The following is a 16427-nucleotide window of genomic DNA, read 5'->3' on the forward strand; positions in this document are numbered from 1 at the left end:
ATCGGCTTTTTTATAATATCTCAATGGAGAAAATTAAGCGTTACCGCCAGTGATTTTTGCAACTTCAGCTGCGAAATCTTCTTCTTTTTTCTCGATACCTTCACCTACTTCTAAACGGATGAAGTTAGACACTGAAGTATTTACTGATTTTAAGAAGTCGCCTACAGATACAGAAGGATCCATGACGAATGGTTGACCTGTTAATGAAACTTCACCAGTGAATTTCTTCATACGGCCTTCAACCATTTTCTCTGCGATTTCTTTTGGTTTGCCAGAGTTAACTGCGATATCAATTTGGATTTGACGCTCGTGTTCAACTACTTCTGCAGGTACATCTTCTGGGTTCACGAATTCTGGTTTAGATGCCGCAACGTGCATTGCCACTTTTTTAAGTTCATCAGCAGAACCTTCACCCGCAACTAACACACCGATTTTCGCACCGTGTAAGTATTGAGCAATAACTTGACCATCTAAGTAAGCAACACGACGGATGTTCATGTTCTCACCGATTTTAGCCACTAATGCAGCACGTTTTTCTTCAAATTGTGCTTGTAACGCTTCGATAGTCGTACCTTTGTGTGCTGCTGCAAAATCAGCTACTTCGTTTGCTAAACCTAAGAAGCCAGCATCTTTTGCTACGAAGTCAGTTTCACAGTTCATTTCAACTAATACACCGAAACCATTTTCTACACGAGCAAGGATAACACCTTCAGCGGCAACACGGCCTGCTTTTTTAGCAGCTTTAGCTTGACCAGATTTACGCATGTTGTCGATTGCTAACTCGATATCACCGTTTGCTTCAACTAATGCTTTTTTACATTCCATCATACCGGCACCGGTACGTTCACGAAGTTCTTTTACTAATGATGCTGTGATTTCAGCCATTTTAAAAATCCTCTGTCGAAAATGCGATTTATTTTGACCGCACTTTTAGATAAAAATATAGGGGCTAAATTTTAGCCCCTATGCCAATTAATCGTTTGATTATTAAGGGCTTCGCCTTATTGCAAAACTTAAATTATTCTGCGTCAGCTGCTAATTCTTCAGCAACTTGAGCTTCGTTACCACGACCTTCTTTAACCGCTGCTGCAGCTGCAGAAACGTAAAGTTGGATAGCACGAGTCGCATCATCGTTACCTGGGATAACGAAATCTACGCCAGCTGGAGTTGAGTTAGTATCAACGATAGCAAATACAGGAATACCTAGGTTGTTTGCTTCTTTAACCGCGATATGTTCGTGGTCTGCACCGATAACGAATAACGCATCTGGTAAGCCACCCATATCTTTGATACCGCCAAGGCTTAATTCAAGTTTTTCCATCTCACGGGTACGCATTAACGCTTCTTTTTTGGTTAATTTGTCAAAAGTACCGTCTTGAGATTGAGTTTCTAAATCTTTTAAACGTTTAATTGATTGACGAACGGTTTTCCAGTTAGTCAACATACCACCTAACCAACGGTGGTTTACGTAATATTGTTGACAGTCTAATGCTGCAGCTTGTACTGCTTCTTGAGCCGCGCGTTTAGTACCAACGAATAATACTTTACCGTTGTTGCTAGCAATACGGGTTAATTCCGCTAAAGCTTCGTTGAATAAAGGTAAAGTTTTTTCTAAGTTGATGATATGAACACCGTTACGAGCACCAAAAATGAAAGGTTTCATTTGTGGATTCCAGTAACGAGTTTGGTGTCCGAAGTGTACGCCCGCATTGATCATGTCGCGCATTGAAACTTGTGCCATAATATTTTCCTTTTGTTGGGGTTGAGCCTCCACATATCAGCTAATCGACCGTTTGGCACCCCGATTAAGCCTTAATGATATGTGTGTGTTGTTAATAATTAAAAACGCTGCTTTTGAAACCCAAAAACAGCGGTGCGATTTATACCATAAAGTGCGGTCAAAAACCAGTTTATTTTGTTAAATTCATCACTTTTCTTGCTTTAATAAACAATAAAGGGGGACGATGCCGCAAATCTTTAAATTCATCATGCCATTGTGGCTGTTCGGCTAACATTGGTTCAGCCATTTGCTCAATTTGGAAACCCGCAGCGATTAAATCATTAATAATCGTTGCTGTCGTGCGGTGATAGGTTTTGAAAGGTTGTTGAAACCAATTTCGCTCTCTCAGTCCTTCATCACGGTAATGGTTTAAACGATAAGCGACTTGCTGTTTTTTCTCATTTTTTTCCCAGCGTTCCCCTTCTTTATGGCAAGTTGTAATCGGATGCTCTTGGGAAAAAACGAGTGTGCCGTAAGGCTTAAGTTTGTTGGCAATAGAAGCTAATAAAGCGGGAAAATCTTCAACATAATGAAAAGCAAAAGAGCTGGTAATGACATCAAAATCACTTTCTGGCAATTCCGTTAATTTTTCCATCGGTAACTGATATAGCGAAAAACATCCTGAAAATTGACCGCACTTTTGCAGATCTTGTTCAGCTTGCTCTAGCATTTTAGCTGAAAGATCCGTTCCTACTACGCTCTCCGCATTGCGTTCTAAATAGAGTTGCAAATGTCCACCCGTTCCACAACCTAGATCGAGTAATTTTTTTCCTTGTAAATCAGGTAAGAGGGAAAGCATAGTCGGCTTTTCCACTATTTCATTGAGACTGATTGGGTTAGATCGAAGTTTTTGATAAAGCTCAAAGAAGTTTTCTTTATCGTAAACGCTCGTTTTGTTACACATCTCGTTTCCTATGTAAAATTAAAAAGGGCGTATTCGATACGCCCCTACAATATTAACATTAACGCGAAAACTTATCCTGTGAAATTGGCAAACCATCCTAAGTTTGCACCTACTTGTGCCACAATATTTAACACACCAAATAAGATCACAAAGCCAATCATAAAATTACCGCCATACACTTTATAAGTCGCATTTGGGAATTTTTGGCGACTGGCTTTAGCAAGCAGTGCTGGCACGATTGCTGCCCAAATGGTTGCAGCTAATCCAGCATAACCAATGGCAATCACGAAGCCATAAGGGAATTGTAAACTTAACAATAGCGGCGGTAAGAATGTCACCAATGTGGTTTTTGTTCTACCTAATACGCTGTCATCAAATTTAAATAAATCGGCAATATAGTCAAATAAACCTAACGTTACCCCTAAGAATGAGGTCGCAATGGCCATATAAGCAAAGAAATTCAATACAACCGCAATGTATTCCACCTCAATATATTTGTGTAATGCTTCTAATAATGCCGATACATCGCCGCCTTTTTCAATTACGGGTGCAAATTCTGTACGTGGTAAATTACCTTGCACCGCCAGCTGCCATAAGACGTAAATCACTAATGCTAAGCCCGTACCGATAAAGATCGATTTCATTACTCTACTACCATCACGATCGTAATATTTGACGAGGCTCGGTACATTTCCGTGGAAACCAAAGGACACTAAACAAACTGGAAGTGCGGTCAATAAATAAGGTAAATAGGTTTGCTCACCTTCTGCAATACTATTGAATAACACCTCTGTTTTCACCGAACTCAATAAACCTGCGGTAGAAAGGAAAAAAGCGACTACCATTCCAACAATCAATATAGTGGTGAAACGATCCACAGCTTTAGTAGAAAGCCATACAAAAGCTGCAAGAATAAAACAGAAAATTAAGGATCCAGAAGTACGTCCAATATCGACCGCACTTTCAGCAGAACCAAGCGCTTGATTAAGCAAGTTTTGTGTAATACCGCCGCCAGAGGTGATATAAGCATAAGTTAAAATATATAAGACGAAAGCCACAGAAAGACCGTTGATAATATTCCAACCTTTACCTAACAAATCTTTCACAATGGTGTCAAAGCTTGAGCCAGTAGGATAATGTAAGTTGGCTTCTAAAATCATCAAACCAGACGTAGTCATACAAAACCACGTGTAAATTAAGGTGAGAAGCGATCCAATAAACCATACTCCAGCTGTAGAAGTGGGGTTAGCCAACATTCCCGCACCAATTGCTGTACCTGTAATAATCATGGCTCCACCAAATAAAGATGGTAATTTTTTTGTTGTCATGCTCCCGCCTAAAAAATATATATCTCGCACTATTATAATAGTACATAAGTAAAAGGCAATCTTTTTGTATCGACAAAACGCAATAAATTCATATAATCAGTCATCTCAACAAAAAGGATAATTTATGAAAAAACAACTCAAAAGTTTTGTGTTTGCTGTATTAGCAAGTGCGGTTATCACATCTTGTGCGGATTCTGCCTCAATCAATCAAGAAGCTGCAAGTAGTTATACACAAGAAATGGGAAAAATTCGTGCACAAGGGGCAATTGATACGACATCAAATACGGCAAAACGTATTCATCATGTCTTTAATCAAATGGTCCCTTATGCAGACCAAGCGAATGAAACAGGACAACAATTTAACTGGCAAATTAATGTCATTAAATCTAAAGAACTCAATGCTTGGGCTATGCCTGGTGGAAAAATGGCTTTCTATACAGGTTTAGTGGATACGTTACAACTAAACGATAATGAAATCGCTGTCGTCATGGGACATGAAATGGCTCACGCCTTAAAAGAACACGGTAAAGCGAAAGCCAACTTTGGTACGATGAGTTCTATTGCTGGAGCCATTGGTGGAACTGCATTATCCGTTTTTATGGGAGCAGATATGACAGAGCTCGTTTCTTTAACCAAAGATTTTGCCTTAGATAAACCTTATTCTCGTAGTGCTGAAACAGAAGCTGATGAAGAAGGCTTAATGCTTATGTCGCGTGCAGGCTATAATCCGCAGGTGGCACCTGGTTTGTGGCAAAAAATGGCAAAAATGTCGGGAGGGTCAAGAGGTGCGCTTGATGTATTAGCCTCCACTCACCCGAGTGATGAATCCCGTCAAGAAAACTTACAACGCTTATTACCAGAAGCGATGGAGCTTTACAAAGCCGCTAAAAATAAAAATGGTTAAAAAATTGACCGCACTTTCATAAATAAAAAGCGAACATCATGTTCGCTTTTTTAATCTCTAAAAGAAAACCGCACTTGAAAAATCAAAGTGCGGTTTGTTTTTATCATATTTTCAATTAATGTTGTTCGTTAATGTGACCTTCGATTGGTTTTACATTTTCATCAAACACTGGTAATGGTTTGTGTTCGCTTGCAATGTAAGAATAAATCACTGGCAACACGAACAAGGTAAACAATGTACCGATTGCCAAACCCGCCACGATAACAATACCAATACTGAAACGAGATACCGCCCCCGCACCTGTTGCATAAAGCAACGGTACAAGACCTGCAATCATCGCAGCGGTTGTCATCAGAATTGGACGTAAACGTACTTTAGCCGCTTCGGTGATCGCTTCAATACGGGTTTTACCATGGTTTAACTGCTCTTCTTTCGCTACTTCACACATCAAAATACCGTGTTTTGTGATAAGTCCGACTAAGGTAATCAAACCAACCTGTGAGTAGATATTTAGCGTTGAGCCTGCAATACCCAAAAATCCGAAGGCATTTAAGGCTAACAATGCACCACTCACGGCTAAAGGAACAGAAATCATAATCACGATTGGATCGCGAATTGATTCAAATTGAATCGCCAAGACTAAGAAAATAATTACCACCGCGAGTAAGAAAGTCACGGCAAGTGCATTACCTTCTTGTACTAACTGACGCGCTTCACTTTTAAAGTCATAGTTATAACCCTGTGGTAACGTATTTTTCGCATTGTCCTGTAACCATTGGATCGCATCACCAATTGAAGTACCCGGCATTGGTACTGCACTAATTACCGCTGAGTTTAATTGGCTGAAACGTGGTAATGAACTTGGTTGTGGTTCTAGTGTTGCTGTCACCAAGCTGCTTAATGGAACAGAGGTACCATTTGCCGCAGTGACGTAATACTTATTAAAACTTTCCGGTGATAAACGATTGTCACGTTTTACTTGGGAAATAATTTTATAAGCACGGCCATCAATATCTACACGCTCAATGGTTGCGGCAGATAAGAAGCTCCCTAACGTACGGCTGATTTGTTGCATTGTAATACCGTAAGTCCCCGCTTTTTCACGATCAATCTTAATACGCATTTGAGCGGTATCAAATTTAAGATCAAGATCGGTATAAACGAACTTACTGGATTTCTGCATATCCTCTAAGAATTTACCTGCCACATTCGCTAAATCGCCATAGTCTTGAGATGTGCTAATTACGAAGCCAATTGGCGGTCCCATCTCTCCTGTATCAATTTCAGGGAACGCAAAGCCTTGTACAGATACTTCAGGAATGGATTTCGCTTTTTCATTCAACTCTTTCATGATTGCTGTTTGGCTTTTAGAGCGTTCTTTCCAATCTTTTAAAGTCACAACGTTTAAAGATTGGTTAGAGCTTGGTGCCCCTGCTATCGTCATTGCAAACTGCACTTCTGGCGTATTGGTTAAAATCTCTTGATAAGGTGCCATCGCATTTTGCACATAATCCACGTTCACGTTCGAAGGTGCAGAACCGATTGCCAAAAATGCCCCCTTGTCTTCCGTTGGTGTTAATTCACTTGAAAGTGATTTAAACAATACTGGCAAGGTTGCAAAGATAATTGCCGCAAACATCAACATACATTTACGGTTTACCATCACCAAATCAAGTACATACGCATAAGCTGCATTTACTTTACTAAGGGTATGCTCTACTCTTTGTTCCAATTTATTTGGAGCCTCGTTGGATTTCAGCAATTTACTGGTCATCATTGGTGAAAGCGTTAATGCTACGATACCCGAAATAAATACTGCTCCTGCAAGGGTTAAGGCGAACTCTTTAAACAAAGAACCCGTAATACCGCCCATTAACGCCATTGGAGAATATACCGCAATCAAGGCAATAGTCATGGAAATAACTGGGACAGCAATTTCACGCGTACCGATAATCGCCGCACGGAATGGCGTTTCCCCTAACTTAATGTGACGATCCACGTTTTCCAAAACAACAATCGCATCATCTACCACTAAACCGATAGCCAGAATCAATGCTAGCAACGTCATCAAGTTAATGGAGAAATCCAAGGTTTGAAGCAACATAATTACCCCGATTAATGAAATCGGAATGGTGATAACCGGGATTAAAATCGCACGGAATGAACCAATAAACATGGTAATCACCACCAATACGATCAGCGTTGCCTCAACAATCGTTTTGATTACTTCATTAATTGAGTTATTAATCGCAATTGTACGGTCATATAAGATGTCAGATTCAATAGCATCCGGCAGATTATTTTTAATACTGTCATACAGTGGGCGTACTTTCGCAGCTACAGTTAATGGGTTTGCTGACGAGGTTGGGTTAATCGCTAACACAACAGAATCCGCGCCATTCGCTACTGCACGTGAGCTATCGCTTGATTTATTTAATTCAACATCGGCGATATCACGTAAACGTACTAACTTATCACCGCTAGACTCAACAATTAAATTACCTAATTCTTCAACCGATTTTGTCGTGGTTTCTACTTTGTTTTTATAGGTGACAAAATAGCCATTATCATTACCCGCCGCTGTTTGAACGTTATTCGCGGATAATGCGGACATCACTTGTGTGGCTGAAAGGTTTTGAGCCGCCATTTTTTCTGGATCTAACCAAACACGAAGTGCGTACTCAGATGCACCAAAGATCTGCACACTCGCCACCCCTTCTACGGTAAAGAACTGCGGTTTGACTATGCGTTGAATATAGTCAGTCACTTGGCTTGCATCAAGTTTGTTAGAACGGAAACTAATATACATAATCCCCGAACCACCGGTTGATGAAGAAACCGTTGGATCTTCAATACCACTTGGCAATTCAGAACGAACTGAGTTAACTTTAGCTAAAACATCTGCCAAGGCTGCATTCGGATCCGTATTTAATTTCATTTTTACGGTGACTGTTGACGTACTTGGGCTAGAGCTTGAAGACATATAGTCCACATTATCCGCTTGCGCTACCGCCTCTTCAATTTTGGAAGTAACAAACGCTTGAATTAAGTTCGCATCCGCCCCTGGATATACTGTGGTCACCGTAATTACCGTTGTGGTCATTTTCGGATATTCGCGCACAGACAATTTCGAAATTGCTTGTAAACCTAAAATAATGATTAACAAGCTAATCGAAACCGCCAAAACAGGACGACGAATAAATATATCGGTAAATTTCATTCGCTTTTCCTAATTAAAGATTCGTTTTATTCGCAGGTTGTTCAGTACCTACGCCCGCTTTATCTGCAACAGACACTAATGCCCCGTTACTTAAGTTTTGCTGACCACCTGTCACAATTTTATCGCCAACTTTGACTTCATCACCTTTTAATTGTGCATAAATGCCTTGACGATCTTTCGTAAATACAGTGATTGATTTTGCACGGTACATATTTGCTGCTTTTTCTGCGCCGCCTAATTTCTCAATATCTTCATCGGAAAGTGCGGTCAAAATATAAAGCGATTCGCCATACATGTTGTAGCTCACTGCCACTTGTGGTACAACGATTTGATTATGCTCAGTTGGTAAAGCGACATTTAAGCGAGTAAACATACCGGATAATAATTTTGCACCATCTTCTGGTTCAAACGTTGCTTGAACATCGACTAAACCTGTTGAAGAATTAATTGCAGGCTCAATTGCAGTAACCTTCGCGGCAAAAGTTTCACCTTTACGCGCATCTACCGTAGCCGTTACTTTTTGACCAATATGCAATTTATCTAATTGGTTTTGAGCAATCGCAAAATCCACTTTCATAGAAGAACGATCTTCCACACGCACAATTTCAGTACCGTTTGAAACGTACTGACCAACATTCACTTTCACGATACCGGCTTTACCATCAAATGGTGCCACGATTTGGCGACGTTCAATCGCCGCTTTTAATGACTCAATATTTGCCGCTTGTGCTTCATAAGCTGCTTTTGCATTATCTAATTCTTGACGAGAAACAGCTCCGCTGCCCGCAAGGTTTGCATAACGTTGATAAGTTTGACGTAATGACACCACCTGAGCTTGCGCAGCTTGCAAACTGGCACGCTCAACTGAGCTATCTAACTCAACTAACAAATCACCTTTTTTCACACTTTGGCCATTTTGTACGAGTACTTTAGAGACGGTTCCAGCGCTTTGTGCACTTAACATTGCCCCTTGATTCGGACGAACAAGACCTGTTGTTTCAATGATCGGCGTCCATTCTGAAGGCTTGACTGTCATTGCTGTAACAGGAGAAGCTGTTTCAGGTTTATTTGCTAAGAAATCAGCTATGCCTTTTGCTTTCATATGATTAAGAAAAATCATTGCAGCAAAAATTAACACAAATACGCCTAACGCTAATTTCAAAAAGAAAATGTGTGAGCGCTTTGGTCTATTAGTTTGAGTTACACTCATTTGGAAAACTCCATTAAGACAATAAAATTACGACTTCTGAATTGCACGCCAAGAGCGTTCAATGACAGATTCTAACATCTCATCGGTCACTGCCGTACCGAGGAATTTGATATCTGAGGCTAAAACTATTGCAGTTTTAAGGCTCAACAAAAATAACATATGAGGATCTAAATCAGCCAACACATTTGCTGCTTGTCCCTTGAGACAAAACTGATCCCAACACGAATACTCCATTTCTTTGCAGGTTTCAATAAACTCCAGCAAAGATCGGTATTGGTTCATGTTTAACAGAATCGTTGGATTTTCTTGAAGAAAATGCCAAATATTCCACCACATTTTTCTATATTGCTCGAAAAAAGATTGGTTTTCATCAAAGCCTTCTTCAATCGCCACTACAAACTTATTGAACACTCGACGAGCAAATCGAGCTAATAACTCATCTTTACTCTTAAAATAAAGGTAAATTGTACCAGCGGCAATACCAGCCTCCTTGGCTAACTTATGCATAGAAAGATGATGCAATCCTTCTTTTGCCATTAGACGATCTGTTGCATCAAAGATCTGCTCACTGACATCTATCTTTGGCTTAAATTCTTCTGCTTGTCGCATAATAAAAAATAAAATTCTTAGGGTTATATATGAGAAAGGTCATTTAAGACAAACATTCAAAAATGAATGAACGTTCATTTTATGAGTTTTTACTTTTTTAGCAAGCTAAAAATAAAAAAAGTGCGGTTAAATCATTTCAACCGCACTTTTTCTTTTTAGAGGATATCGAGTAATTCGACTTCAAACACTAAGGTTGAGAATGGTGGGATAGATGCGCCCGCACCACGTTCACCGTAAGCCAGTTCGTGTGGAATAGTGAGTTTCCATTTAGAACCAACAGGCATCATTTGTAATGCTTCAACCCAACCACGAATTACGCCATTTACTGGGAATTCAGCCGGTGTTCCACGAGCAACCGAACTGTCGAATACGGTACCATCTGGTAATGTACCTGTGTAGTGAACACGTACTTTATCAGTTGCAGATGGTTTGTTACCGTTACCTTCGGTTAAAATTTCGTATTGTAAACCGCTGTCAGTGACGTTTACGCCTGCTTTTTTCGCGTTTTCTTCTAAGAATTTTTTACCTTCTTCTTCAATCGCTTTAAATTGCGCTTGTTGTGCTTCAGCAGCTTGTTGTTGAAGTGCTTGAACAGAATGCATTAAATCATTAATTTCTAATGCAGGTTGATTACGGTTCAACGCATCGAAAATGCCTTTTGCTACCGCTTCAACAGAAATATCCATTTGGCTATCAGCTAATTGCTGACCGATTTGTAAACCGATACCGTAGCTGCCTTTTTCAGAAATACTTTCTAATTTTACTTGTTCAAAAATTTGAGCTGTCATTGTTTTTCCCTTTGTTATAAAACTATTTTTTCAATGCCAAGATTTCACCCATGCGCACAGGTTCATCAACACTTAAATGATCGGCAATTTTCACTTGGCTGGCTTGGAATAAATTAATTACGGTAGAACCAAGTTGGAACCAACCCATTTCTTGACCCTTGCTTAATTTAACCGCACTTTCACCTTCATAAGTCCATACTTTCACTTCGTTATGACGTGGCGGATTAATAACGCCAGCCCAAACCGTGCCGATACTCGCAGTGATTGTTGCTCCCACTAAGATTTGTACCATGGTGCCGAATTCAGTATCAAAGACACAAATTACACGCTCATTACGAGCAAAGAGGTTCGGCACATGTTTCGCTAAAAATGGATTGACGGAGAATAAATCACCCGGCACGTAAATCATTTTGCGAAGCGTACCATCACATGGCATATGCACACGGTGATAATCACGTGGTGATAAATAAGTGGTGATGAATTCCCCATTTTTAAAGGTCTCGGTTAAATCTTGATCTTCCGCTAATAAATCATTTAAGCTGAAAAAGTGACCTTTCGCTTGTAATAGGCGGTCATCTTCAATATGTCCACATTCACTTACACGGCCATCCGCAGGGCAACAAAGTGCGGCTGGATTTTGGTTAATTGGTCGTGCATTTTCTTTTAATGGACGGATAAAGAATTCATTAAAACTGGCGTAATCACTGAATTTTTCTTTTTCAGAAATGCTCATATCAATGTTGTATTTTTTTGCAAACGCTTTAATCACAAAATGTGTCACTGCGCCCCATTTTTGTTTAGCTAACCAACCTGCTGCTTGTGTCATATAGATTTGTGGCATCACATATTGAAATGCAACTTTTAGGCGTTGCCAATAAGAAATTGGGTTCATTGATTTCTCCGATAAGATTAAAAAGTTGGGCGATTATAACAACTTATTTCACTTGTGCAATGTTAGTTGATATTTTTGCGCAAGATACAAGCAAGAAGCCAACATTTGTCGGCTTCTTTTTGTATTTATAAAATCATTTTGACCAATTTGTCTGCCTGAATCCGAGCAAACTTCTTCAATAGTTTTTGCACTGGTTCAGGATATTGCGTCAATTCTTCTAATTCAGAATAATCTTGCAATACTTTGGTATGTTGGCGGATGTGCGATAATTCTTTTTCCGCTTGTGACTGAAGTTCTTGTTTTGGATCGTGGATTAATAATCCATTTTCCGCATCTAAACGCCATGCACGAGGGTTCAGGTTGTTCCCTGTTAAAAGAATATACTGATTGTCCACCCAAACACCTTTGAGGTGATAAGTGTTATCGCCGTCTTTCCATAAACGTACCGTTAAGTGGCCATTTTTAATGTAAGCATCAAATTTCTCGCAGAAACGACGAAGATTGCTTTCATATAAATAGGGTAATGCACCTGCCATTTTAAATGGTTGCTCTGGTGGAATATAGAAATCGTTCGCGACTTTATCACCCACGATAATTTCGACACGTTTTCCTTGCTCTAATAAGCGGGCAAGTTTACTTCTTAGCGTGCGAGGAAAGTTGAAATAAGGGGTGCAAATTACCAATTTTTCCTGCACTTGTAAGAATAAATCTTCGATAACTTGGTTTAATTCATTGCCTGATGCACCTAAACCAAAAAGTGGTGAAATGGTTAAAACATCGGAAAAACCAACCGCACTTTCCAACTGATATTCAGCATGGATTGATAGGTTTTTGCGATAAGCTTTTATTGCACTACGAATTTCTTTGGTGCGAGGGCGATTAGCCACATCTAATGGGTGTACCGCACTGAAATCCAATAAATAATCATTGATGAAATTCACCATAGAATCCGCAAGTGCAGCATTGTGAATTTTTTGATAGCGGTCGTAGCGGTATTTATCTTGTTGTTGTAAATACACATTATTGATACTTGCACCGCTATAAAGGACGGTATCATCAAAGACAAATCCTTTAACATGTAATACGCCGAAGACTTCGCGGGTATTAATAGGCACACCAAAGAACATATTCGGTTCATCGGGAAGTTGATAGGTTTGGCGTTGTTCACAATACCAATCAGCGTTAGTGGCAGATTTTTCTGCACCGAGTAAATTGCGTTGTCCGCGATGCCAATCCACTAAAATTTTCACATCCAATTCTGGATGATCTTGTTTTACGCGATAAATTTCATTGAGAATTTCTTGTCCCGCTTCATCTTTTTGCCAATAAAGTGCGGTCACGTAAATGCGTTTTTTAGCTTGGCGAATTAATTCTATAATTTGTGCTTTGAATTCAAGCGGACTAAACAGAAACTCAACCTGATCTGCCTGTAAAGGAAGAAAAGGCAAATTTTTTAAATTTTGTTCTGCTCGTTTAGCTTTGTTGATTAACATAATCTATCTCTACACTAAAAATTAGTCTTCTAGTTTACAATATTTCCTTTATAGATTGATAGAAAAAAGGTTTTTTTTCGTTATAATGCTCACAAATTTTCGCATTTTTTGGCGAATTATTATCCAATTTTTCCTTCGAGAAGCAAATTATGAGCAATTCACGTAAACCATCATTCCAAACCAATTCCAGCAAATCTTTTCAAGAGCGTAGCCCAAAACGCACATTTAATGATAAAGAACGTCGCTTTGATGATCGTCGTAATAATGAAAAACATGAGGGAAATCGACCGCACTTTGATAAAAAACGGGATGATCGTAAACCTTCTCGAGGTTTCCAACAGCAAGAAGTCAGAGAGCCGAAAATTGCGGAACTTTCATTAAATAAAGCCAATGGTGAAAGTGGCTCGGTAAAAGTAACAGTAAAAAGCACTGGCGTGAGTTATAAACCGAAAGAAAAGAAAACAGGCGCATTATCACCACGCGCACCGGAGAAAATTAAAAAGAACCGCTCTGAAGAAATGAAAGTGTATGGTGAAAATGCGTGCTTGGAATTGTTTGCAGAACGTCCGGAGAGCATCGTTCGCGTATGGGCAACGGTGCAAATGGCGCATCGAATTGGCGAGATTTTCAGTTATTTAGCCGCAAATAAAAAAGTGTATCACGTGGTGGATAGTGATGAGCTAAGCTTAGTAAGCGGCACGGAGCATCACGGCGGCATTTGTATGTTAGTAAAAAAACAACGTACTTTTTCTTTACAAGGTTATTTAGATGTACCGCGTCAAGAAGACTGTTTAGTCGTGCTTGATCAAGTCAATAATGCGCAAAACCTAGGTGGCGTTGTGCGTACTTGTGCCTTCTATGGCATTAAAAATGTGGTAACAAATCAAGTTGAACAGCTTTATGCGCCCGCTGCGATGCGTGTAGCTGAAGGCGGGATGGAGCATATTCGTATTTTAGAAACAGAAAGTACTGAAATCGCGTTAGCGGCTTTACGTAAAGCTGGTTATCAGATTATTCATGTATCAACCAATAAGCAAGGCGTTGCGTTGGAACACCTCAAATTTGCAGAGAAAGTCGCGTTGGTATTGAGTGAAGGTAGTACGGATGATATTTGTGATAAACAAGATGTAAATGTGCGCCTTTCTTTAAGTAATCCATTAAAAACCGGATTAAATATTGCAGTAAATACAGGGATTTTATTAGCACATTGGTATGTGAAATAACCTTAAGTGCGGTTATTTTTAGGTTTGTTTTGGGGGCTGACATCTGTCAGCCCTTTTTCTTTTTCAAAATTGTATGGGATTCAAATTTTGATATTTCTTTTAAAAGCCTTTGGGGGGAATCAGAAAAAAGATCTATACTACTTCCATTTGTTATTTAACAGGGAGTTTTTATGCCTGAACGTTCAGCAAACATCAGTACACACGATCCTTTCGGGAGCTTATTAGGCTACGCGCCGGGTGGCATTGCGATTTATTCATCCGATTATCATACAGCAGATGAGAAAGAGTATCCCGATGATGCCGCCTTTCGCAGTTATTTGGGAAGAGAGTACATGGGCTACAAATGGCAGTGCGTGGAATTTGCGCGTCGTTATTTATATCTCAATCATGGCATGGTGTTTACAGATGTAGGAATGGCTTACGAGATCTTTTCTTTACGATTTTTACGTCAAGTGGTGAATGATGCCTTATTACCTTTACAAGCCTTTGCAAATGGTTGTAAACGTAAGCCTGAAGCAGGTGCATTGTTAATTTGGCAGGAGGGCGGTGAATTTCAACATACGGGGCATGTGGCGATCATTACCGAGGTATTAGAAGATAAAATTCGCATTGCCGAGCAAAACGTGATTCACTCTCGCTTACCAAGTGGGCAGCAATGGACTCGTGAATTACCGATGACGGTTTCCGAAAGTGGTTATTTTCTGCATGATACCTTTGATGATACAGAAATTTTAGGTTGGATGATCCAAACAGAAGATACCGAATACAGTCTGCCGCGGCCAACACCAGAAAAAGAGAAACTTGAGATTCATGCTGAACATATAGAAAACAATGGTCAGTTTGAGCATAAATGGCTGAATGAGCAAAATGAATTTGAAGCGGCATATGTGAAAGCAATGGGCGGGCATAAAGTCAGCCATTCGGATCAATATCGCTATTTTACGATATCTGAAACAGCGCAGCATGAGTTGATTCGTGCAACCAATGAATTGCATTTAATGTATTTGCATGCCACAGATAAAGTCTTAAAAGACGATAAGTTATTACAATATTTTAATATTCCTAAATTGCTTTGGCCTCGCTTACGGTTATCTTGGCAAAATCGCCGTTATCAAACCATTACGGGGCGTTTAGATTTCTGCATGGATAGTCGTGGATTGAAAGTGTATGAATACAATGCAGATTCAGCTTCTTGTCACGCTGAAGCGGGTGAATTTATGAATCGATGGGCAATTCAGGGTGGATTGAATATAGGCGATAATCCTGCCGATGGCTTACGTAATGCATTAGCGGATTGTTGGAAACATAGTGAAGCCACGCCACTTGTTCATATTATGCAAGATCACGATGATGAGGAAGATTATCACGCATTATTTATGCGCAATGCACTGGTTCAAGCAGGATTTCAAGCCAAAATTATTCATGGGACCGAGGGATTACATTGGGATAATCGTGGTCGTTTGATTGATGATGAAGATAACCAGGTAAAAACAGTATGGAAAACGTGGGCCTGGGAAACTATGTTAGAGCAACTTCGTGAAGATGCAACAGGCATGGAAGTGGCACCACCAATTCGTACAGGCTATCCGGAAGATAAAGTGCGGTTGATCGATGTGTTACTTCGTCCAGAAGTTCTAGTTTATGAACCACTTTGGACAGCGATTCCAAGTAATAAAGCGATTTTACCAGTGTTGTGGTCATTATTCCCAAATCATCGTTATCTACTCGAAGCGGGATTTGAATTGACGCCTGAGCTGATTAAAAATGGTTATGCACAAAAACCCATTGCCGGTCGTCGAGGTGATAATGTGAAATTGATTGGTGAGCGTAAATCAGTGCTTGATAGTAAAGATGGTCGTTTTGGTAAGCAGGAGAGTATTTATCAACAGCTTTGGTGTTTACCAAAAGTGGAAGACCAATATGTTCAGGTCTGTACTTTTACTGTCGGCGGGCATTATGGTGGTAGCTGTTTACGCTCAGACCCGAGTTTGGTTATTATGGGGAATAGCGATATGCAACCATTAAGGGTATTATCTGATAAAGATTTCCTTAAAAAATAAAAACAAAATCGGCACT

13 protein-coding genes are annotated in these 16427 nt (G+C 39.8%); 3 read left to right on the forward strand and 10 right to left on the reverse strand.

Annotated features, from left to right (window positions below; all coding sequences use genetic code 11):
* Positions 1-33: 33 nt before the first annotated feature.
* From tsf to mtr, 4 genes are all read right to left on the reverse strand, one after another.
* Positions 34-885 carry a translation elongation factor Ts gene (tsf, locus tag ACXVWB_RS04935; protein WP_049365655.1) on the reverse strand — a complete coding sequence of 284 codons (852 nt, stop codon included), beginning with the start codon at positions 883-885 and terminating at the stop codon, positions 34-36.
* A gap of 133 nt (positions 886-1018) precedes the next feature.
* A complete protein-coding gene (rpsB, locus tag ACXVWB_RS04940; RefSeq protein WP_005698638.1) occupies positions 1019-1741 on the reverse strand; it encodes a 30S ribosomal protein S2 in 723 nt (240 codons plus the stop codon).
* A 169-nt stretch (positions 1742-1910) separates the two neighbouring features.
* Positions 1911-2684, reverse strand: coding sequence for a class I SAM-dependent methyltransferase (locus ACXVWB_RS04945; protein ID WP_289901541.1), 774 nt, complete (start codon positions 2682-2684; stop codon positions 1911-1913).
* A 71-nt stretch (positions 2685-2755) separates the two neighbouring features.
* Positions 2756-4012 (reverse strand): tryptophan permease, encoded by a 1257-nt coding sequence (gene mtr, locus ACXVWB_RS04950; protein WP_289901542.1) that lies wholly within the window; start codon positions 4010-4012, stop codon positions 2756-2758.
* A 124-nt stretch (positions 4013-4136) separates the two neighbouring features.
* On the opposite strand from mtr, the gene ACXVWB_RS04955 reads away from it, so the two are divergent.
* Positions 4137-4916 carry a M48 family metallopeptidase gene (locus ACXVWB_RS04955; RefSeq protein ID WP_289901543.1) on the forward strand — a complete coding sequence of 260 codons (780 nt, stop codon included), beginning with the start codon at positions 4137-4139 and terminating at the stop codon, positions 4914-4916.
* A gap of 115 nt (positions 4917-5031) precedes the next feature.
* On the opposite strand, the gene acrB is transcribed toward ACXVWB_RS04955, so the two are convergent.
* From acrB to pssA, 6 genes are all read right to left on the reverse strand, one after another.
* Positions 5032-8136 carry a multidrug efflux RND transporter permease subunit AcrB gene (gene acrB / locus ACXVWB_RS04960; RefSeq protein ID WP_289901544.1) on the reverse strand — a complete coding sequence of 1035 codons (3105 nt, stop codon included), beginning with the start codon at positions 8134-8136 and terminating at the stop codon, positions 5032-5034.
* A 13-nt stretch (positions 8137-8149) separates the two neighbouring features.
* A complete protein-coding gene (acrA, locus tag ACXVWB_RS04965) occupies positions 8150-9346 on the reverse strand; it encodes a multidrug efflux RND transporter periplasmic adaptor subunit AcrA (RefSeq protein ID WP_289901545.1) in 1197 nt (398 codons plus the stop codon).
* Positions 9347-9373: 27 nt separating this feature from the next.
* Positions 9374-9955: a TetR/AcrR family transcriptional regulator gene (locus ACXVWB_RS04970; RefSeq protein WP_289901546.1), complete on the reverse strand. Its 582-nt coding sequence runs from the start codon at positions 9953-9955 to the stop codon at positions 9374-9376.
* A gap of 155 nt (positions 9956-10110) precedes the next feature.
* Positions 10111-10743 carry an FKBP-type peptidyl-prolyl cis-trans isomerase gene (locus tag ACXVWB_RS04975; protein ID WP_005696813.1) on the reverse strand — a complete coding sequence of 211 codons (633 nt, stop codon included), beginning with the start codon at positions 10741-10743 and terminating at the stop codon, positions 10111-10113.
* Positions 10744-10765: 22 nt separating this feature from the next.
* Positions 10766-11635 carry an archaetidylserine decarboxylase gene (asd, locus tag ACXVWB_RS04980; RefSeq protein WP_289901547.1) on the reverse strand — a complete coding sequence of 290 codons (870 nt, stop codon included), beginning with the start codon at positions 11633-11635 and terminating at the stop codon, positions 10766-10768.
* A 125-nt stretch (positions 11636-11760) separates the two neighbouring features.
* Positions 11761-13128, reverse strand: a complete 1368-nt coding sequence (gene pssA, locus ACXVWB_RS04985; protein ID WP_289901548.1) for a CDP-diacylglycerol--serine O-phosphatidyltransferase — start codon at positions 13126-13128, stop codon at positions 11761-11763.
* A gap of 149 nt (positions 13129-13277) precedes the next feature.
* Here pssA and ACXVWB_RS04990 point away from each other — a divergent pair, with 149 nt between their 5' ends.
* Positions 13278-14351 carry a tRNA/rRNA methyltransferase gene (locus ACXVWB_RS04990; RefSeq protein WP_289901549.1) on the forward strand — a complete coding sequence of 358 codons (1074 nt, stop codon included), beginning with the start codon at positions 13278-13280 and terminating at the stop codon, positions 14349-14351.
* A gap of 170 nt (positions 14352-14521) precedes the next feature.
* Positions 14522-16411: a bifunctional glutathionylspermidine amidase/synthase gene (gene gss / locus ACXVWB_RS04995; protein WP_289901550.1), complete on the forward strand. Its 1890-nt coding sequence runs from the start codon at positions 14522-14524 to the stop codon at positions 16409-16411.
* Positions 16412-16427 lie beyond the last annotated feature (16 nt).

This window comes from Haemophilus sp. SZY H53, assembly GCF_054332375.1.